The following is a 20,449-nucleotide window of genomic DNA, read 5'->3' on the forward strand; positions in this document are numbered from 1 at the left end:
CGCGGGCGCGCCGGTTTTTCCCGTTTTTCCGGGTGATATTCCTTGACAGCGCCGTGTGCGCTGTTGTAATCTGGCGAGCCTAACTGTTTGGATACAGTAAACTTTTTTATTCCAAAAGCTGCACCACTTGAAATAACGATTTGATCGGAGGCGGCGTGTTGACATTTCAGGATCTGATCCTCTCCCTGCAGGGGTATTGGGCGGGACAGGGGTGCGTAATCCAGCAACCCTATGATACGGAAAAAGGGGCGGGAACCTTCAACCCGGCCACCTTCCTGCGCGTGCTCGGGCCCGAGCCGTGGAAAGTGGCCTACGTGGAGCCGTCGAGGCGCCCCACCGACGGGCGCTACGGCGAGAACCCGAACCGCCTGCAGCACTACTACCAGTTCCAGGTGATCATGAAGCCCTCGCCCATGAACATCCTGGACCTCTACCTCGACTCACTGCGCGCCTTCGGCATCGACCCGAACAAGCACGACATCCGCTTCGTCGAGGACGACTGGGAATCCCCGACCCTGGGGGCCTGGGGCCTCGGTTGGGAGGTTTGGCTGGACGGCATGGAGATCACCCAGTTCACCTACTTCCAGCAGGCCGGCGGCATCGACCTGAAACCGGTCTCCGCCGAGATCACCTACGGCTGCGAGAGGATCGCCATGTACCTGCAGGGGGTGGACAACGTCTACGACCTGGAGTGGGTCAAGGGGGTCAAGTACGGCGACATCCACCACGAGAGCGAGGTCGAGTTCTCCACCTACAACTTCGAGGAGGCTGACGTCGACATGCTGCTCACCCTCTTCAAGATGTACGAGAAGGAGTGTATCCGCCTGGTCGAGAAGGGGCTGGTGCTGCCGGCCTACGACTACGTCATGAAATGCTCCCACACCTTCAACCTCCTGGATGCCCGCGGCGCCATCTCGGTCACCGAGCGCGCCTCCTACATCGGCAAGGTCAGGAACGTGGCGCGCCTGTGCGCGGAAGGGTACCTGCAGATGCGCGAGCGGCTCGGCTTCCCGCTCCTGAAAGGAGGTCGCTAATGGCCAAGGATCTTTTCCTTGAGATAGGTTGCGAGGAGATTCCGGCCGGCTTCGTCCCCAAGGCGATGGCCGACATGGAAGCCCTCATGAAGCGCGAGCTGGAGACGGCCCGCATCGAGTTCGGCGAGATCGTGACGCTGGGGACCCCGCGCCGCCTGGTGCTGGCGGTGAAAGGGATGGCCGAGCGCCAGCCCGACGCGGAGCTGACCGCCATGGGGCCGGCCAAGAGCGCCGCCTACGACGCCGACGGCAACCCGACCAAGGCCGCCCAGGGCTTCGCCCGCGGCCAGGGGGTCGAGGTGGCCGACCTGAAGGTGGTCATCACCCCGAAGGGCGAGTACCTGGCCGCGGTGAAGAGCGAGATCGGGCGTGACACCGCCGAACTCCTCCCCGAGATGCTGCCGCGCCTGATCGGCAACATACCCTTCAAGAAGTCCATGCGCTGGGCCGACTTCGACGTCCGCTTCGCCCGCCCCATCCACTGGATCGTGGCGCTCTACGGCGGCACCGTGGTCCCCTTCGCCTTCGGCAACATCGAGAGCGGCTCCGCCTCGCGCGGCCACCGCTTCATGGCCAACACCACCTTCCCGGTGCGCGACCTGCCCCACTACCTGGAGGAGTGCGAGCGCCACTTCGTCATTCCGGACCCCGAGAAGAGGAAGGCCATCATCCGCCAGGAGATCGACCGGGTCGCCCGCCAGGCCAAGGGGAACGTGCTCCCCGACGAGGCGCTCCTCGAGCAGGTCTCCTTCCTGGTCGAGTACCCCTCCGCGGTGCACGGCACCTTCTCGCCCGACTTCCTGGTGGTGCCGCGCGAGGTCCTGATCACCTCGATGCGCGAGCACCAGCGCTACTTCTCCCTGGTGGACGACCAGGGCAAACTGCTGCCCGGCTTCATCACCATCAACAACACCCTGACCGAGGACCCGCAGGTGGTGGTCAAGGGGAACGAGCGCGTGCTGCGTGCCCGCCTCTCCGACGCCCGCTTCTTCTTCGACGAGGACCACAAGGTGAAGCTCGAGTCCCGCGTGGAGAGCCTCAAAAGCGTGGTCTACCAGGCGAAGCTCGGCACCTCCTACGAGAAGATGGAGCGTTTCCGCGAACTGGCCAAGGGGCTGGCGCAGCGCCACAACCCGGCCGTCGCCGACAAGGCCGCCCGCGCCGCCACCCTGTGCAAGGCGGACCTGGTCTCCGGCATGGTGGGCGAGTTCCCCGAGGTGCAGGGGATCATGGGGCGCGAGTACGCCCTGCATGACGGCGAGGATGCGGCGGTCGCCAACGCCATCGCCGAGCACTACCTCCCCACCCAGGCCGGTGGCGAGCTCCCCGCCTCCGACATCGGCGCCTTCGTCTCGCTGGCGGACAAGACCGACACCATCTGCGGCTGCTTCAGCGTGGGGCTCATCCCCACCGGTTCCGCCGACCCCTACGCCCTGCGCCGCTCGGCCCTGGGGATCATCAACATCATCCTGGACAAGAAGTACCGCGAGCCCCTTTCCGGGCTGATCAAGTCCTCCCTGGACCTGCTGGCCGGCAAGGCGACCCGCCCGGTGGAGCAGGTGTACCAGGACGTGCTCGACTTCTTCCGCGGCCGTTTCGTGAACCTGATGGCGGACCGCTACCCCTCCGACGTGGTGGATGCCGTGGTCTCGGTTTCCTTCGACGACCTGGTCGAGGCGGCCGCCAAGATCCAGGCCCTGGCCGAGTTCAGGAAGCGCGACGACTTCGCCGCCCTTGCCGGCGCCTTCAAGCGCGTGGGCAACATCGTCAAGGAAGGGGTGGACACCCCGGTCGCGGCTGCTCTGTTCCAGGAACCGGCCGAGGGGGCGCTCTACGAGGCGCAGCAGCAGGTGAAGCAGAAGGTGGACGCGGCCCTCTCCGGCGCCGACTACCTGGCCGCCCTCACCGAGATCGCCACCCTGAAGCCCAGCGTCGACGCCTTCTTCGACAAGGTCATGGTCATGGCGGAGGACGAAAAGGTGCGTCAGAACCGCCTGGCGCTTCTGACTTCCATCGCGCGGCTCTTCGGCAGCCTGGCCGACTTCGCGAGGTTATCGGCATGAAAAGACTGCGACAGCTGAACCCGGGATGCAGCACCCTGGAGCAGGCCGACGCAGCAGCACAACGATTTTTCTGACGCTCACGTAAACAGCCGTCCGGGTGCAACTCCCGGCGGCTGTTGCCTTTTTCGGATTATGTGTATACTTTAAGCTCGATATTAATTAACAACGTCTAAGGAGGGTGCACATGGGAACGCAGTACGTCTACTTTTTTGGCGCCGGCAAGGCTGACGGCAACGCCAAAATGAAGGAACTTCTGGGGGGCAAGGGGGCCAACCTGGCCGAGATGACCGCCATCGGTCTTCCGGTTCCGGCCGGCTTCACCATCACCACGGAGGTCTGCACCGAGTACTACAAGAACAACCAGCAGTACCCCGCCGCGCTGGCCGCCGAGGTCGAGGCCAACCTGGCCCGCGTCGAGGGGCTCATGGGCAAGAAGTTCGGCGACGCCGCGAACCCCCTCCTGGTCTCGGTCCGCTCCGGCGCCCGCGCCTCCATGCCGGGCATGATGGACACCATCCTCAACCTGGGCCTCAACGACACCACGGTGCAGGGGATCATCGCCCAGTCCGGCGACGAGCGCTTCGCCTACGACGCCTACCGTCGTTTCGTGCAGATGTACTCCGACGTGGTCATGGGGATGCACAAGGACGAGCTGGAGCACCTCCTGGAGCGCAAGAAAGAGGCGCGCGGCGTGCACCTGGACACCGACCTGAAGGCTTCCGACTGGAAGGAACTGGTCGGCGAGTTCAAGGCCAAGATCAAGGCGACCCTGGGCGTCGATTTCCCGGAAGATCCCAAAGAGCAGCTCTGGGGCGCCATCGGCGCCGTGTTCGGCTCCTGGATGAACCAGCGCGCCATCACCTACAGAAAGCTCAACAACATACCGGCCGAGTGGGGCACCGCCGTCAACGTCCAGTCCATGGTGTTCGGCAACATGGGGGATGACTGCGCCACCGGCGTCGCCTTCACCCGCGACCCCTCCACCGGCGAGGACTACTTCTACGGCGAGTACCTGGTCAACGCCCAGGGCGAGGACGTCGTGGCCGGCATCCGCACCCCGCAGCCGATCAACCGCGCCAAGTACAAGCCGGGCGACCTCCCCTCCATGGAGGAGGTGCTCCCCGAGTGCTACCAGCAGCTGGTAGGGATCCGCGACATCCTGGAGCGCCACTACAAGGACATGCAGGACATCGAGTTCACCATCGAGAAGGGGATCCTCTACATGCTGCAGTGCAGAAGCGGCAAGAGGACCGCGAAGGCGGCCCTGAAGATCGCCGTGGACATGGTGGCCGAGAAGCTCATCGACGAGAAGACCGCGGTGCTGCGCGTGGCCCCCTCCCAGCTCGACCAGCTCTTGCACCCCTCCCTCGACCCCAAGGCGCCCCGTACCGTCATCGCCAAGGGGCTGCCGGCCTCGCCGGGCGCCGCTTCCGGCGAGGTGGTGTTCACCGCCGACGAGGCGGAGAGCGCAGCGAAACTGGGCCACAAGGTGATCCTGGTGCGCGTGGAGACCTCCCCTGAGGACATCCACGGCATGCACGCCGCCCAGGGCATCCTCACCGCCCGCGGCGGCATGACCTCGCACGCGGCGGTGGTCGCCCGCGGCATGGGCAAGTGCTGCGTGGCCGGCTGCGGCGACATCAAGGTCGACTACCACGGCGGCCAGTTCGTGGCCAAGGACGGCACCGTGATCAAGAAGGGTGACGTGATCACCCTGGACGGCTCCACCGGCGAGGTGATGAAGGGCGCAGTGCCCATGGTCGCGGCCGGCGTAGGGGGCGACTTCGCCACCGTCATGGCCTGGGTGGACAAGTTCCGCCGCATGAAGGTCCGCGCCAACGCCGACACCCCGCACGACGCCAAGACCGCGCGCGACTTCGGCGCCGAGGGCATCGGCCTGTGCCGCACCGAGCACATGTTCTTCGAGGCGGACCGCATCGCCGCGGTGCGCGAGATGATCCTTTCCGCGGACCTCGAGGGGAGGAAGAAGGCGCTGGCCAAGATCCTCCCCATGCAGAAGGGTGACTTCAAGGGGCTCTTCCGCGAGATGAAGGGGCTGCCGGTGACCATTCGCCTGCTCGACCCGCCGCTGCACGAGTTCCTCCCCCAGGAGGACAAGGACATCGAGGCGCTCTCCGCCACCATGGGGGTCTCCGTGCAGACCCTGAAGCACAAGGTCGAGTTCCTGCACGAGTTCAACCCGATGCTGGGCCACCGCGGCTGCCGCCTGGGCGTCACCTTCCCCGAGATCTACGACATGCAGGTCCAGGCCATCATGGAGGCCGCCTGCGAACTGGTGAAGGATGAAGGCTTCCAGATCGTCCCGGAGATCATGATCCCGCTGGTCGCGGTCACCAAGGAGCTTGCCATCATGCGCGCCAACGCGGTCGCCGTCTGCGAGGACGTGCAGAAACGCTACGGCGTCAAGGTCGACTACCTGATCGGCACCATGATCGAGCTGCCGCGCGCCGCCATCACCGCCGACAGCATCGCCACCGAGGCCGACTTCTTCTCCTTCGGCACCAACGACCTGACCCAGACCACCTTCGGCCTGTCCCGGGACGACGCCGGCAAGTTCCTCCCCTTCTACGTGGAGAACGGCATCCTCGAGGACGACCCGTTCGTCACCCTGGACCAGAACGGCGTGGGCGCCCTGGTCAGGATGGGGTGCGAGAAGGGGCGCGCCACCCGCCCGGGCATCAAGCTGGGCATCTGCGGCGAGCACGGCGGCGACCCGGCCTCGGTCATCTTCTGCGACTCGGTAGGCCTCGACTACGTCTCCTGCTCCCCGTTCCGCGTGCCCATCGCGCGCCTGGCCGCGGCCCACGCCACGCTCAATGCCCAGGCGGCCGCTCCGGCAAAATCTGCCGCAGCGGGAAAGGACAGTGACGCCTTGCAGCAGCCCGTAGCCAGCGCCTGATCCGGCAGGCGGCACGGCCAAGGCGTCGCAAGGGAGCCGGAGAAGCCTTGACACGCTTGATGTAAACGTGTAATAGCGGATAGCGCGTCTTTTAAGACGCCAAAAAGAAGGGCGGCCGGACCACCGGCCGCCCTCATCAGACAACGAGCAGTACAGGAGAAAAAGTAATGGCAAACGGTGTGGTGAAATGGTTCAACGACGCTAAGGGGTTTGGCTTCATCGAGCAGGAGAACGGCGCGGATGTGTTCGTGCACTTCTCCGCCATCCAGGGGGACGGCTTCAAGTCCCTGGCCGAGGGGGACTCGGTAAGCTTTGACGTGGTCCAGGGCGCCAAGGGCCCGCAGGCCGCCAACGTGGTCAAGAACTAGTTTCCTTTCCTGAGCCTTGGTCCGGCCCCGAATCCGTTCGGGGCCTTTTTCGTTTCGCCCGCCCGAGGGCGACCGGTGAGCGCATGCGTATCAACGAAAAGTCGGATCCCCGCAGCATAGCCAAGAAAGAGAAGGGAACGCCCGCCAAGAGCGTGGCCGGGGCCAGCGCACCCCTCTTTGCCGGCCGGCTCGCCGCCATCGCCAAGTCCGGCACCGAATACGAAGGCGAGCTGCAGCGCCTGAAGGAAGAAATCGACAAGGCGGGGGACGTCCTTGAGCAGGAACCGACCATCGCCAACTTCAAGGTGTTCCGGGAGCTGATCGGCACCATGGCGCGCAAGGTATCCGCCGAGGCCTACCGCATCGAGATGCTGAGCGGCGGGGTCACCGGGCGCAGCCACGAGGTGATCGCCGTCATCGACAAGGAAGCCGATCTCCTCTACCACCTGGTGATGCGGGAACAAAAGGACCACATCCGCATCGTGGCCCAGATCATCAAGATCAAGGGGTTGGTGGTGGATTTCCTGCTGTAACGAAAAACTCTCAAGAAGAACGGGCGTCGGGCCGATACGGTTACCGGCGGCCGACTCTCCAGTGAAGCCCGCTGTGTCTGTCCCGGTCCCGGTGTTTTCATCCCCCGTGAGGAGCGCAGCATGTCAAGTTCCCGTCTTTCCCGCAGCATCATCCCGACCCTGTTTCTTCTCCTGCTGTGCACCACCGCGCCGGCATCCGCCGCGGAAACGATCCGGCTCAACGGCACCGGTTGCGGGGTCGCGTTGATGAAGCCACTGATCGCGGCGTTCCAGAAGAAGCACAAGGACATCACCTTCGAGGTGCAGAAGAGCCTGGGGAGCGCCGCGGCCCTCAAGGCGATCGCCAAGGGCGCCCTGGACATCGCCGTCCCCGGGCGTCCCCTCAAGCCCCATGAAGCCATCCCCGACCTGACCTGGTTCGAGTACGGCAGGACCCCGTACGCGGTGGTCACCCACCCCGGCAGGAAGCTCGACGACATCACCACCGAGCAACTGGCGGCCATCTACGTCGGGACGCGTGCCAAGTGGCCCAACGGCGACTTCATCCGCGTGGTGCTGCGCCCCCAGGACGACATCGACACCACGATGCTGCGCTCCCTCTCCCCGGAGATGGACCGCGCGGTGACCGCCGCACACGCACGTCCGGACATGCTCATGGGGGTCACCGACCAGGAGACCTTCGATCACCTTAAGAAGACCGACGGCACCATCAGCTTCGCGCCGCTGTCCATGGCCCTCTCCGAGCCCGGCGCCGTCAACGTCGCCCGCCTGAACGGGGTCGCTCCCACCCTTGCCAATGTCGCCAGCGGCAAGTACCCCTACACCAAGAAGATCCTGGTGGTAACCAGGAAGGAGTCCTCGCCGGGGGTGAAGGCCTTCGTGCAGTTTCTCAATTCCAAGACCGCCCGCGCCATGGTGACCAAGCACGGGTTGCTGCTTACTCGGGGCAAGTGACCTGTCCGGGGGCGGCAGACCCGCCCCCGGCACCTTTGCGCCCCAGCGCACCCACCCCGGCCGGTGCTGGCCCCTCCCCACCGGGGCGCTTCTTGCGACCGCCTCTGCTGCTCTCCCTTGAGTCCCTCCCTCGCCCCTTGCCCCCGTAGGTGGATACGCCCTCGCTTCGAATATCATTAAAGATGACGGCGCAGTAACCGATAAGACGGGAGTGGCCTTGATGTGTCCGGCATTCGTGTCCGTAGCGTTTGGCGACGCCGGCACTCTCATCTTGCGACAGGAGAAGAACCGATGCGAAACCCCTCCCGATTGCTGGGCGTAGTCACCGTCCTGTCCCTCCTCGCTTCCATCACTGCGGCGTCCGCCGAAACCATCCGGATCAACGGCACCGGGAGCGGCTTGGTGCTCATGAAGCCGTTGGTAGCCGCCTTCCACAAGGACAACAAAGGCGTCACCTTCGACCTGGAGAAAAGCCTGGGGAGCTCGGCCTCCATCAAGGCCGTGGCCAGGAACGCCCTGGACCTTGCCGTGTCGGGGCGGCCGCTGAAACCCGAGGAAAGCGCGGAGGGGTTGGTGCTGCAGGAATACGGCAAGACCCCGTTCGTGGTAGTGACCAACAAGCAGGTGCTGGTCGACAACCTGACCCTCAAGGAGCTCGCCGCCATGTACGCGGGGCAGACGGTGAAGTGGCCCGATGGCGAGCTGGTCCGGGTGGTGCTGCGCCCCAACGAGGATGTCGACAGCAAGCTGACCCGGTCCATGTCACCGGAGATGGACCGCGCCCTTACCGTGGCGCAGGGACGCAAGGATATGCTGCTGGGGGTGACCGACAACGACGCCTTCGAAAACGTCAGGAAAACCAAGGGGGCGCTGGGGATGTTGTCCCTGTCACTGCCCGTCTCCGAGCCGGGCGCGGTCAACGTGGTGCGCCTGAACGGGGTCCAGCCGACCGTGGCCAACCTCGCCGGCGGCAAGTATCCCTACGCCAAGACCCTGTACCTGGTCACCCGCAAGGACGCCGGGGCGGCGGTAGCGAAGTTCCTCAAGTTTCTCGAATCCCGCAAGGGGCGCACCCTGGCCGCCAAGCACGGCCTCGTTTACTCGGGAGCCAAATGATCCAGCAGAGCAACTCCATACGGCGCAGCACCACGCTCACGGCAGGGATCCTCGCGGCAATCCTGACGGTGGTCCCCTCCGCCATCTATTTCACCATGGCCTTCTCCCGTATGACGGGTGTGCTGGAGACCGAGGGGGAGATCAACGCCCGGGTGGTGGGCGCCATGGTCGTGTCCAACCCCAATATGTGGCAGTTCGAGGAGCTGCGCCTTAAGGAGCTGCTGTCGCGGCGCGGTTCACCCGACAAGGAGGTGCGCTGCATCCTGAGCCTCAAGGGGGAGGTGATCGCCGAGAGCGCCGACCATCTGATCAGGCCGCTGCTCAGCAAGACCTTCCCGATCTACGACGCCGGGCACCACGTCGCCGACCTGCGGGTGTCCCGCTCGCTGGCGCCGACCCTTTTGGTGACGCTGCTGCTCCTGTGCGGCGGGGGGATCACCGCGCACTTCACCTTCTTCCGGCTGCGCACCGTGCCGCTGCGGGCCATCGAGAACGCCTACCGCAGTCTCCAAGAGAGCGAGGAGAAGTACCGTTCGGTCTACGAGTCGCTCAACGAGGGGCTGGCGCTGTACCGGGCGGTGCCCGGGGACAAAGAGGAGGCCGACCTGATCCTGGCGGACATCAATCCCGCCGCCATATCGGTCTTCGGCTTCGGACGGGATGACATCGGCAAGAGCATCCGGCAGGTGCAGGGGGGGCTTTTCGCATCGGTCCGGGACGCGCTCCAGGGGGCGCAGGGCGAGTTGTGCCTGGAGCTGAAACAGGAAGGGGCCGGGCGGGTCTTCACGGTCAACGCCTTCCCCATGGGGGAGGGGATGGTGGCGACCCTGCTGGAGGACGTCACCGAGAAGAAACGGACCGCGGAGCAGTTGGAGAACCTCGCTTACTACGATAGCCTCACCGGCCTTTTGAACCGGCGCATGCTGCTGGACCGGATGGAGCAGACCATCGGCATGGCGCAGCGCGAGGGGCTCAAGATGGCGACCCTGTTCTTCGACCTGAACGGCTTCAAGCCGATCAACGACACCTTGGGGCACGAGGCGGGGGACCAGATCCTGATCGAGGTGGGCCGGCGCCTGAAGGGGTCGGTGCGCAAGAAGGACACCCTGGCGCGGCTTGGGGGGGACGAGTTCGTGGTGGTGGCCACTCTCGACACCGAGGAGAATGCCACCTGCATCGCCCAGAACCTGCTCCGGAAACTGACCCCGGTGTACGAGGTCGGCGGACGGGAAGTGTACGTGGGGGCGAGCATCGGCATCTCGATCTACCCCGACGACGGCACCACGCCGGAGACCCTGCTCAAGAACGCAGACATCGCCATGTACAACGCCAAGAAGCCGGGCGTCGAGTTCTGCTTCTACAGCACCCAGATGAACCAGAAGCTGCAGGAGCGGACCAAGCTCGAGTTCGAGCTCTGGATGGCGCTGGAGCGGGAGGAGTTCTTCCTGGAATACCAGCCCATCGTCGATGCCCGCACCGGCAGGATCACTGCAGTAGAGGCGCTGGTGCGCTGGATGAGCCCGGAACAGGGGCGCGTCATGCCGGACTGCTTCATTCCCCTGGCGGAAGCCACCGGCATCATCGTCCCGCTGGGTGAGTGGGTGCTGAAGACGGCGTGCGGGAAGTTGCGCCAGTGGCTCGACGCGGGGTGTCTGCCGCTCAGGGTGTCCGTCAACATCTCGGGGGGTCACTTCATGCGCAGCGAACTGTGCCGGGTCGTCGAGGAGACGGCGGCGCAAACCGGCGTGGACCTCGCCCTGCTCGAGCTGGAGCTCACCGAAACCTGCCTGATCAAGGACGTGGAAGAGACCGCCAGCAAGCTGTGGCGTCTGAAGGGGTTGAACGTCTCCATCGGCATCGACGACTTCGGCACCGGCTACTCGTCGCTGCAGTACCTGAAGAATTTCCCCATCGACCACCTGAAGATCGACCGGGCCTTCATCAGGAACGTCTGTGAGCTTCCCGACCAGCGTGCCATCGTGGATGCCATCATCGGCATCGCCAAGGCCATGGAGCTGCACGTGATCGCCGAAGGGGTGGAGACACGGGAACAGGCCGATTACCTGGCCCAGCGCGGCTGCGACGAACTGCAGGGGTTCTACTACTACCGCCCCCTCGGCGAGGAGCGGCTGCTCGAGGTGCTGCGTGCGGAGCGGGAGCGGCTGGAGGCGTCCCCCGACAGTGCGGGAGCGGGCGGGACGGGAGTGCGGGGTGAGGCAGGGGGGGAGGCCGGGGGCGGCGGGGCGCCGCTGCCGGCGCAGCCGGCGTGAACCTGCATCTCAGTCCCTCTCCCTCTGGGAGAGGGTGCCCGAAGGGCGGGTGAGGGCTCGTGCAGCTGTTTTGCCCTTGGCAACGCCCTCACCCTGACCCTCTCCCAGAGGGAGAGGGGACGTGGACGTGTGGGTGGAGTGATCCTTCTACTTGCAGCCGCACCCTTTGGAGTTGTCTCCGCTTTGGGGCAGCTTCTTGCCACACTTCTGGCACCGCCAGAAGAGGCCACCTCAACCCGGCATCAGGACCATGAGCCCCTGGCACTCCGGGCAGCTTTTCTCGTTGTTCATATGCAAACCTCCTGTGTTGGTGAAACTCTCCCTACCGCACCGATACGGCGATGCTCCCCACCCCGGCGATCTCGGCAACCACGCGGTCGCCGCTCCTGATGGGGCCCACCCCCGCCGGCGTTCCGGTCAGCACCAGGTCGCCCGGCTCCAGCGTGAAGATGGAGGAGAGGTAGCTCAACAGCTCGGGGATGCGGTGGATCATGAGATCCGTGCCGCCGTCTTGGCGTTTCTCGCCGTTCACGGTGAGCGTGATGCGCAGCTGGTGCGGGTCCGCCACCTGCGCGGCCGGCACGAACGGGGAGAGGGGGCAGGCGGTGTCGAACCCCTTGGCGATGTCCCAGGGGAGCCCCTTCTTCTTCAGCTCCGCCTGCACGTCCCTCAAGGTCAGGTCGATGGCGACGGCGTATCCCGCCAGGTAGGAGAGGGCATCGGCGGCGGGGATGTTGCGCCCCTCCCTGCCGATCAACAGCGCCAGTTCCGCCTCGTGGTGGCAGTCGCTGGAATAGGCGGGGATGACGATCTCCTCCCCCGCGCCGATCACGCTGGTGGCGGGCTTGGTGAAGATCACCGGGCGCTCCGGGGTCTCGTTGCCCAGCTCCTTGATGTGGTCCGCGTAGTTGCGCCCGATGCAGAGGATCTTGCCGATCCGTACCGGCTCCGCGCTTCCGGTCAGTTGTGCCGTCTTCATGGTTCTCCTGTTCAGGCCGCCCTGACCTCGCTGGCGAGCCGGCATCCCTGCCAGCTGCCGCGCCTTCTCAGCTCGTTGATCACGGCGTACCACATCTGGTTGTTCTTCAGGTTCCAATTGGGGGCGACCCGGATGGCCAGGGGGGCCGACCCGTACAGCCGCTGCACGGTGACCCGCGCCGGGAGCTCCTCCAGGAAGTCGCAGGCGGTCGCCACGTACTCGTCGATGCCGATCGGCTGCCAGCTCCCGTCCCGGTACATGTTGGCCAGGCGCGTGTTCTCGACCGCGTGCAGCTGGTGCAGTTTCACCGAGTTGACCGGGAGCGAGGCTATGAGACGCGCCGTCTTCAAGAAGCCGTTCCTGGTCTCGCCGGGGAAGCCGTAGATCAGGTGGGTGCAGATCTCCAGGCCGCGGCCCGAGAGTCGCTCCACCGCGTCCAGGTACTCGGCCAGGGTGTGGCCGCGGTTGATCCGGGTGAGGATGGCGTCGTCCATGGACTGCAGGCCGAGCTCGACGCAGACGTAGTGCTCGCGGGCCAGGTCGGTCAGGAGGTCGATGGCGGCGGGGCTCAGCGAATCGGGGCGGGTCCCCACCGAGATGCCCAGTACGTCGGGGTGGGCCAGCGCGCGCCGGTACAGGTCGGCGAGCTTCTCCACCGGGCCGTAGGTGTTGGTGTACTTCTGGAAGTAGACGATGAACTTGTCGCTGGCAAGGCGCTCGCGGTGGTAGGCCATGCCGGCGGCCATCTGCTCCTCGACCGGGATCAGCGCCTGGGTCTCCTTGGGGGAGAAGGAGCTGTTGTCGCAGTAGATGCAGCCGCCGGTGCCGCGGCTGCCGTCGCGGTTGGGGCAGGTGAAGCCGCCGTCCACGTTGACCTTGCTGACGCGGCAGCCGAAGCGGCGCCTGAGATACGAGCCGTAGGAGTTGATGCGCAGTTGGCTATGGATCGGTTCGCCGACGGTCATTTAGACGTGGTGCTCCTCGACCGGGGGAAGCATGGCCAGGAGCCGCTTGGCCGCGTCGCGCGGATCGGGGGCGGAGAGGATGGCGGAGATGAGGGCGATGCCGCTCGCCTCTCCCGCGACTGCCTCGGCGCAGTTCTCCAGGTTTACCCCCCCCAGGGCGAACACCGGGATCTGCAGCTGCTGCGCCACCTGGTTCAGTTTCTCGATCCCCACCGGCCCCCCGTACTCGGCCTTGCTGGGGGTGTAGTAGACCGGCCCGAAGGTGATGAAATCGGCCCCCATCTCCTGGGCGGTGACGGCCTGGATCTGGTTGTGGCAGGAGACGCCGATCAGCTTGCGCTCGCCCAGGAGTCTCCTCACCTTGTACAGCGGCAGGCTGGAGCTGCCGATGTGCACGCCGTCGGCGTCGACCGCGAGGGCCACGTCGACACGGTCGTTGATGAGGAGCTTGGCGCCGTAGCGGGAGGTGAGGCGGCGCAGTTCCTGGGCGGTCTCGTAGAGCTCCTTGGTGCTGGCCGCCCCCTTGTCCCTCAGCTGCACGGCGCGCACGCCTCCCCTGAGCGCCTCTTCCACCACGAACTCCAGGTTGCGCCCGAGGGTCTCGCCGCGCCCGGTGATCAGGTAGAGGTTGAAGTCAATCCAGGGGGAATCGAGTCCTTTCACGCGATCAGCCCCGCCAGCGGAGAGGATGCGGTGGCGTAGAGCTTCCTCGGGATGCGCCCGGCGCGGTAGGCGAGCCTGCCGGCGCGGACGGCGAGGTTCATCGCCTCGGCCATGGCGACCGGGTCCTGGGCGCTGGCGATGGCGGTGTTCATGAGGACGCCGTCGCAGCCAAGCTCCATGGCGATGGCAGCGTCGGAGGCGGTGCCCACGCCTGCGTCGACGATCACGGGGACCTTGACCGTCTCCAGGATGATCTGGATGTTGTACGGGTTGCGGATGCCCAGGCCCGAGCCGATGGGCGCCCCCAGCGGCATCACCGCGGCGCACCCCATGTCCTCGAGCTTCTTGCAGATGATGGGATCGTCGCTGGTGTAGGGGAGCACGGTGAACCCTTCCGCGATCAGCACCTTGGCCGCCTTCAAGAGCTCCTCGTTGTTGGGGAAGAGCGTCTTCTCGTCCCCGAGCACCTCGAGCTTGACGAAGTCGGAGAGCCCGGCCTCGCGCGCCAGCCGGCAGGTGCGGATGGCGTCGTCGGCGGTGTAGCACCCTGCGGTGTTGGGGAGCAGGGTGTATTTCTTCAGGTCGATGTGGTCCAGGAGCGATTCCTTGCTCCGGTCCGAGATGTTCACCCTTCTCACCGCGACGGTGATGATCTGGGCGCCGGAAACCTCGATGGCGCGCACCATCTGGTGGAAGTCGGCGTATTTGCCGGTCCCCACCATGAGGCGGGAGTCGAATTCGCGTCCTGCGATGACGAGCTTGTCATTTGTCAAAGGCATCACTGTTCTCCAATCGGTAGCGTCTTGTCAGATGGTCGGCATAGGGCCCCGCTGCCGCGGGACCAGGGTGTGCCGGAGACGGGCGGGCGGGGCGGCGCGGGCAGCTAGCCGCGGGCGCCGCCTCCCACGAAATGGACGATCTCCAGGGCGTCCCCTTCCTTGAGCAGGGTGGTCTCGTACTGCGCCTTGGGGAGGATGTCCATGTTCAGCTCGACCGCGACGCGGCGCGGGTCGATGCCGAGGGAGACCAGGTACTGCTGAACGGTAAGGGGATCGATCGATACGGCTTCGCCGTTGGTGGTGATGTTCACTGCGGCTCCGGTACTGCGTGACGTTGGGCTGGCCGGGCCGGCCGCGGCGCGAGCCGGGCGTGACCCGACCGTAAACTAACAATACGGCCCCCTGCTGTCAATCGTTTTCTTCCGCGCAGTTAAGCTCCGTACGGGGCGCCGGGAGGGGCGGGGCAGAGGGAAAATGGCGGGTTTGTATACGGCTTTACCCGCTTGCCGGTCCGGCCGGGAGTTCGGCCGGCGCCGGGTCGGCGGGGGAGGGGGCGGTGGCGTCCGCTTCGGGAATGGGGAACAGGATGGTGAAGGTGGTGCCCGACCCCTCCTGGCTTTGCACCTCGATGTGCCCGCCGTGCTCCTGGATGATGCCGTAGGAGACGGAGAGCCCGAGGCCGGTCCCCTTGTTGGACTTGGTGGTGAAGAAGGGGTCGAAGATCCGGTCCAGGTTGGCCTCGGGGATGCCGCAGCCGTTGTCGCTGATCTTGATGAATGCCATCCGCTGGGCCGGGTCGATGCCGGTCACCACCATGACCATCCCCTCGCCGCGCAGGGCATGGCCGGCGTTGACCAGCATGTTCACCAGCACCTGCTCGATCTGGTTCGGGTCCAGCAAAAGCTGCGGGATGCGGCCGGAGTAGTTGCGGGCGATGGTGACGTCCTGGAACAGGGTCTGGTGCCGGACCAGCTCGAGCGCCGCGTCGGAGATCTCGTTGAGCGAACAGGGGCTTTTCTGCGGCGGCGCGCAGCGGGCGAACTCCAGGAGCCCCTTGACGATGCCGGCGCAGCGCTTGGTTTCCCTAAGCACCGTCTCGATGTCGTTTTTGAGGACCGGGTCGAGCTTGGGGTTGCTCTGGATCAGGGAGGCGAACACGAGGATCCCGGTCAGGGGGTTGTTGATCTCGTGGGCGATGCCGGCCACCAGTTCCCCCAGCGAGGCCAGTTTCTCGGAGCGGATCAGCTGCGCCTGCATCCGGGTGATCTCCTGGGTCCTTTGCTGCACCATGAGCTCCAGGTCGCGCCCCCACCCCTCGAGTTCCTGGCGCGCCTTCTTCAGGTTCACGGTCATGGTGTTGAACGAGTCGGCCAGCTCCCCGAGCTCATCGTGGGCGAAGCTGTGCACCAGGCCGTCCAACTCCCCGCGCGCAAGCATCTGGGTGTGCTCCAGGAGCTCCCGCACCGGGCGGTTCACCAGCTTCTGGGTGAAATAGGTGAGGCTGAGCGAGGTGAGGGTGATCAGGAGCAGGGTGAGGAGCAGCATGCGGCTGCGGTAGGCGTCCAGGAGGGAGTGCATCCGGTCCAGCGGCACCACGACGTCGAGCACGCCCAGCACCTTGAAATTCTCCGGGTGGAAATGGCAGCTCGCCGTGTAGCAGCTCTCCTCGTTGTAGATGGCGTTGGTGATGCCGAGGAACTCGGCGCCGGATTTGCCGTAGAAGCGGCGGCTGCGGTTCTTGGAGGAGGCGGTGAGGAGCAGTTCCGGCCCGCCGTGGCAGACGGCGCAGACCTCGGAGTGCTTGCCGAGCACGGTGCCGGTCTCGGAGTCGTCGGTGGAGAAGATGATGCGCCCGGTCTTGTTGATGAGCCGGATCCGCTCCACCCCCTGCTGGTTGCCGATCTCCTCGATGGTCTTGTAGAACAGGGGACGGTCGTCCCGCAGCATCTGGTTGTGGGTGGTGCGGATGATGGTCTCGGTGATGCGGTCCGCTTCGGAGATGGCCTCCTGCAGCAAGAGCCCCTTCAGGCTTCTCAGGTTCAGGTAGGCGAACAGGGCCATGGTGCACAAAAGCACCAGCCCGGTGGCCAGGGCAAGCTTGGAAATCAGGTTGAGGCGCACGGTCGCTCTCCGCCGATTTGCCGGCGCCGATGCCCGGGCGCCAGACCGTCAAGATCGCATTGCTGCGAAGCGTCTTGTTGCTTGACATTTCTAGAACATAATTCTATATTTTTCGTGTATGACACTATCTGGAGCCGCATCCTGCCGACTTTACCCGTAGAAGCTGTTTTACCGCTCCCCTTGCGGGGCGGGTTCATGGGGGTGGGCGGTACGGCGAGTTTAAACACATTAAAAGCGTTTATCAAGCGATTAATTTTCTTGACACGGCTTGTCAAATGGCCTAGTTAATATTGTTTGAAATTTTTCCTGATATTCATAGGTGCAGCCAATGGCGAAAAAAGAGAAATCTGAGTACATCATTCAGGCCGTCTCCCACGCACTCGACCTCCTGGAACAGTTCCACGACGAGGTGGACGAACTGGGCGTGACCGAGCTGAGCAAGAGGCTGAAGCTTCACAAGAACAACGTTTTCCGCCTCCTGGCTACCCTGGAATCGCGGAACTACATAGAGCAGAACAAGGTAACGGAAAACTACCGGCTGGGGCTCAAGACCCTGGAACTGGGTCAGACCTTCATCAAGCAGATGGGTCTGTTGCGCCAGTCGCGCCCGGTGCTCGAGGCGCTGGTCAAGGAGTGCAACGAGACCACCTACGTCGCCATCCTGAAAGAGTTCCACATCGTCTACCTGGACGTCGTGGAGACCGACCTGACCGTCAGGGTCGTGCCCCGCGTCGGCGCCCGCCTCCCCGCCTACTGCACCGCAGCCGGCAAGGTCCAGATCGCCTACATGACCGATGAGGAACTGGAGAACTACCTCCCCACCAAGGAGATGAAGCGCTACACCCCGAAGACCGTCACCGACCGCGAGGAACTCAAGAAGCACCTCAAGGTGATCGCCGAGCAGGGTTACGCCATCGACGACGAGGAGATGGATGTCGGCGTGAAGTGTGTGGGCGCCCCCATCCGCGACTACACCCGCCGCATCATCGGCGCGGTGAGCATCTCCGGCCCCTCGATGCGCTTCACCGACGAGCGCCTGGAGAAGGAGCTGATCCCGCTGGTGATCCGCTCCGGCGAGGAGATCTCGCACAAGCTGGGCTACCACAAGTAGACAGATTAAGACTAAGACTAAGATTAAGATTGAGATAAAAAGAAGGCCCCGTTTCCTGCGGGGCCTTCTTCATTTGCGCTTCCTTCTTTCCCCGGACCGCCGCCCGCTGCTCACCCCCGCCCGGGTGCCCGGTCCGCTATCTCATCGCGCCACAGCCTGCGCACCTGCGCCTCCAGTTCCTCCCTGCTGCCGCGGTTGTCGATGACGATCTGGCCCAGCTTCCTCTTTTCTTCCATCGGCATCTGCGAGGCGATGCGGGACAGCGCCGCCTCCCGGGTGAGCCCGTCGCGCGCCATCAGGCGCTCGATCTGGGTCTCCCGGTCCAGGTACACCACCCAGACCTCGTGCACCCGCGACGTGATGCCGGCCTCGAAGAGCAGCGGCGCCACGTAGAAGGCGGTGCCGGTCCCCGCCTGCCGGAGCCGTTCCAGCTTCTCCTCGGCGCGCTTCTTGATGGCGGGGTGGGTGATCCCCTCAAGGGTGCGCCGGGCCGCCGGGTCGGCGAACACGATCTCGCCCAGTGCGGCGCGGTTCAGGGTGCCGTCGGGGTTGAGCACCTTCTCCCCGAAGCTGGCCACGATCTGCGCCAGGGCCTCCTCCCCCGGCTGCACCACCTCCCGCGCCAGCTGGTCGGCGTCGATCACCGCCGCTCCCAGCTCTTCGAACAGGTGTGCCGCGCTGGTCTTGCCCGATGCGATCCCGCCGGTGAGTCCTATGATGCGCATGCCGTCGTCGTTCCTTTCAATATGCTATTCCCTGCTCGCCCAGGGTGAAGGTCGGGCTGGTAAGGTCTTCCTCGACCAGGAGAGTGCTGGAGCCGATCCTGATCTGCGCGCCGAGGAAGGCGTCGCGCTCCACCTCAACCCGGGCCTGGGCGTTGATCTCCATCCTCTTTTGCAGCCGCTTCTTCTCGCCGGTCAGCTCGGCCAGTTCTCCCTGGCACTTGGTGTAGATGCGCTGCTTCAGGTTCAAGAGCCCCGCGTCCATGCTGCCGGGGTTCTCCTTGACGTAGGCGAGGGTCTTGGTGAGCTCGTCCAGCTGGCGCTGCTTCTCGGCCAGGTTTTCCTGCACCATCTCCAGTTTCCGGTTCAGGGCCGGGTCGACGCCCACCTCGATCACGGTGGGGACCCCGGCGTGGGAGCCGATCACCACCGCGTGCACCAGGGAGGCGGCGCGGCAGATCCCGCCGATGATGTGCCCCTTGCGCCCCCCTTTTTCGCCGACCAGGATGCTGCCGCCGGAGGTGAGTTCGCTTTGCATGGCCAGTTCGCGGATGACGATGTCGCCGCAAGCGCTGATGGCGGCATTTTCGGCGAACTGGACGGTCACGGTCCCTCCCGCCTCCAGCTGGGCCATTTCCTGGCGGCTCACCATCTTGCCCGGCTGGGTGGCATGACCGTGACCGATGACGCCACCCTGGATGACGATGTTGCCTCCCGCCTTGACCCGGGCGGCCTCCACCACCCCGCCCACCGTGATGTCCTCGGTGGCGGTGACCTCCATCCCTTCGCTCACGTCGCCGGAGATCTCCAGCGATCCCTTGAAGCGGAGGTTGCCGGTGGAGAGGTCGACCCGCTTCAGCCTGAAGACCGGGTCGACGTTGACCCCGCGCGGCACGATCACCGGGTAGCCGGAGATGGCGGCGACCAGCAGGTCGGGGTCTTTGAGGTCGCAGGCGATGCCGGTCAGGTTGTCCGCGAAGGGGAGGTCGACCCCGTCGGTGGTGGGCAGTTCCACCCCGAGCAGGTTTACTCCCGGGACCCCGGTGGTGGGATGGGTGCGCCGCAGGAGCGGGTCGCCGAGGCTCACGCTGACGATGTCGCCCAGGTTTCTGTAGTCGGCGGTGTCGTCGTCGGAGAGTTGCGGCATCTGGGTCGCCATCTCGGGGACCAGGCTGATGAACTGGCTGTCCTCCCCCGGGATGGGCGGGGTCCCCTGGGCGATCACCAGCTTGCTGGCCTCGCCCGCCTCGACGGCGGCCTTGATCTCGTCGTAAAGGATGCCGCACACCACCCCCTCGCGGGAGAGCGCCTGCTCCACCTCTTCCACGGTGATGCGGCGCCCGCCGCAGGCGGGCTGGATGGTGATGGCGGCGCTCATCATGTCGTCGGAGAGTTGCAGGGCGAGGGTGGCGTCGCGCCGCTCGCCGATCTGCAGCGTGAAGCCGACCGGGGAGACCGCGCAGCGCTGCAGCAGTTGCTCCAGGGCGTCCTGGGAGATGAACAGCTCCCCGTACCCGGACGCCGCGATGGCCTCGCGCAGCTGCCCGGCATCCAGGGCGCGCCGCTGGGTGACAGGGATGTACTGGGCCTGCAGATACTTCTGGTCCGGGCTCAGTTGCAGTTTCAGTCCGGTGCCGTTGAGAATGTCGGTCTCCATGACCTCCTCCGGTGACGTCCACAGGGTCTTCATGGGCGCTTCCAGATTAAGTATCGGCGTCTCCAGCAAAAAGTTGAATTCTTTAAGGGGGCGCATCGCGCCGTGCTGGGGGCGATGTTAGGGCCTATCGCGCACAAAAACAACCATTAATTGCAGCTATGCGAAAGGGCGCCCGGCGCCGCGGTCGGTGCTTG

Annotated in this window: 17 protein-coding genes; 9 read left to right on the top strand and 8 right to left on the bottom strand. The window is 65.2% G+C overall.

The features are described 5' to 3' along the window. The first annotated feature begins 158 nt into the window (after window positions 1-158). The 8 genes from glyQ (at window position 159) to H7687_RS04715 (ending at window position 11,258) form a co-directional block, all read left to right on the top strand. Window positions 159-1,034: a glycine--tRNA ligase subunit alpha gene (gene glyQ / locus H7687_RS04680; protein ID WP_183345598.1), complete on the top strand. Its 876-nt coding sequence runs from the start codon at window positions 159-161 to the stop codon at window positions 1,032-1,034. Then, the gene (gene glyS / locus H7687_RS04685; protein ID WP_183345600.1) at window positions 1,034-3,097 is read left to right on the top strand and encodes a glycine--tRNA ligase subunit beta; all 2,064 of its coding nucleotides are present in this window, start codon (window positions 1,034-1,036) and stop codon (window positions 3,095-3,097) included. Before glyQ ends, glyS begins: the two co-directional genes overlap by 1 nt. 184 nt (window positions 3,098-3,281) lie before the next feature. After that, window positions 3,282-6,017 (top strand): pyruvate, phosphate dikinase, encoded by a 2,736-nt coding sequence (gene ppdK / locus H7687_RS04690; RefSeq protein ID WP_183345602.1) that lies wholly within the window; start codon window positions 3,282-3,284, stop codon window positions 6,015-6,017. 167 nt (window positions 6,018-6,184) lie between these two features. Beyond that, entirely contained in the window at window positions 6,185-6,385 is a 201-nt protein-coding gene (locus tag H7687_RS04695) for a cold-shock protein (RefSeq protein WP_183345604.1), read from the top strand. Window positions 6,386-6,468: 83 nt separating this feature from the next. Then, the gene (locus tag H7687_RS04700) at window positions 6,469-6,918 is read left to right on the top strand and encodes a YaaR family protein (RefSeq protein WP_183345606.1); all 450 of its coding nucleotides are present in this window, start codon (window positions 6,469-6,471) and stop codon (window positions 6,916-6,918) included. A 120-nt stretch (window positions 6,919-7,038) separates the two neighbouring features. Continuing rightward, window positions 7,039-7,872, top strand: coding sequence for a PstS family phosphate ABC transporter substrate-binding protein (locus H7687_RS04705; RefSeq protein ID WP_183345608.1), 834 nt, complete (start codon window positions 7,039-7,041; stop codon window positions 7,870-7,872). 291 nt (window positions 7,873-8,163) lie between these two features. Then, complete coding sequence (locus H7687_RS04710; RefSeq protein WP_183345610.1) at window positions 8,164-8,988, top strand: PstS family phosphate ABC transporter substrate-binding protein; 825 nt, start codon at window positions 8,164-8,166, stop codon at window positions 8,986-8,988. Next, window positions 8,985-11,258: a putative bifunctional diguanylate cyclase/phosphodiesterase gene (locus tag H7687_RS04715; RefSeq protein ID WP_183345612.1), complete on the top strand. Its 2,274-nt coding sequence runs from the start codon at window positions 8,985-8,987 to the stop codon at window positions 11,256-11,258. Before H7687_RS04710 ends, H7687_RS04715 begins: the two co-directional genes overlap by 4 nt. Window positions 11,259-11,580: 322 nt before the next feature. On the opposite strand, the gene H7687_RS04720 is transcribed toward H7687_RS04715, so the two are convergent. From H7687_RS04720 to H7687_RS04745, 6 genes are all read right to left on the bottom strand, one after another. Then, window positions 11,581-12,237, bottom strand: a complete 657-nt coding sequence (locus H7687_RS04720; protein WP_183345614.1) for a fumarylacetoacetate hydrolase family protein — start codon at window positions 12,235-12,237, stop codon at window positions 11,581-11,583. An 11-nt stretch (window positions 12,238-12,248) separates the two neighbouring features. Next, window positions 12,249-13,202 carry a tRNA modification radical SAM protein MnmL/YtqA gene (gene mnmL, locus H7687_RS04725; RefSeq protein WP_183345616.1) on the bottom strand — a complete coding sequence of 318 codons (954 nt, stop codon included), beginning with the start codon at window positions 13,200-13,202 and terminating at the stop codon, window positions 12,249-12,251. Further along, complete coding sequence (gene thiE / locus H7687_RS04730) at window positions 13,203-13,865, bottom strand: thiamine phosphate synthase (RefSeq protein WP_183345618.1); 663 nt, start codon at window positions 13,863-13,865, stop codon at window positions 13,203-13,205. It abuts the gene before it with no gap. Further along, window positions 13,862-14,644 carry a thiazole synthase gene (locus tag H7687_RS04735; RefSeq protein WP_183345620.1) on the bottom strand — a complete coding sequence of 261 codons (783 nt, stop codon included), beginning with the start codon at window positions 14,642-14,644 and terminating at the stop codon, window positions 13,862-13,864. The genes thiE and H7687_RS04735 overlap by 4 nt, the downstream gene beginning before the upstream one ends. Before the next feature lie 104 nt (window positions 14,645-14,748). Then, window positions 14,749-14,955 (bottom strand): sulfur carrier protein ThiS, encoded by a 207-nt coding sequence (gene thiS, locus H7687_RS04740; RefSeq protein ID WP_183345622.1) that lies wholly within the window; start codon window positions 14,953-14,955, stop codon window positions 14,749-14,751. Window positions 14,956-15,139: 184 nt separating this feature from the next. After that, a complete protein-coding gene (locus tag H7687_RS04745) occupies window positions 15,140-16,765 on the bottom strand; it encodes a sensor histidine kinase (protein ID WP_183345624.1) in 1,626 nt (541 codons plus the stop codon). 328 nt (window positions 16,766-17,093) lie between these two features. Between H7687_RS04745 and H7687_RS04750 the strand changes: the two genes are divergently transcribed. Continuing rightward, window positions 17,094-17,876: an IclR family transcriptional regulator gene (locus H7687_RS04750; RefSeq protein ID WP_183345626.1), complete on the top strand. Its 783-nt coding sequence runs from the start codon at window positions 17,094-17,096 to the stop codon at window positions 17,874-17,876. A 110-nt stretch (window positions 17,877-17,986) separates the two neighbouring features. On the opposite strand, the gene coaE is transcribed toward H7687_RS04750, so the two are convergent. Next, window positions 17,987-18,601, bottom strand: a complete 615-nt coding sequence (gene coaE / locus H7687_RS04755; RefSeq protein ID WP_183345628.1) for a dephospho-CoA kinase — start codon at window positions 18,599-18,601, stop codon at window positions 17,987-17,989. 16 nt (window positions 18,602-18,617) lie between these two features. After that, window positions 18,618-20,288, bottom strand: coding sequence for a flagellar assembly protein A (locus H7687_RS04760; protein WP_246404583.1), 1,671 nt, complete (start codon window positions 20,286-20,288; stop codon window positions 18,618-18,620). Window positions 20,289-20,449 lie beyond the last annotated feature (161 nt).

The organism is Geomonas paludis, from assembly GCF_014193585.1.
Lineage (GTDB): Bacteria > Desulfobacterota > Desulfuromonadia > Geobacterales > Geobacteraceae > Geomonas > Geomonas paludis.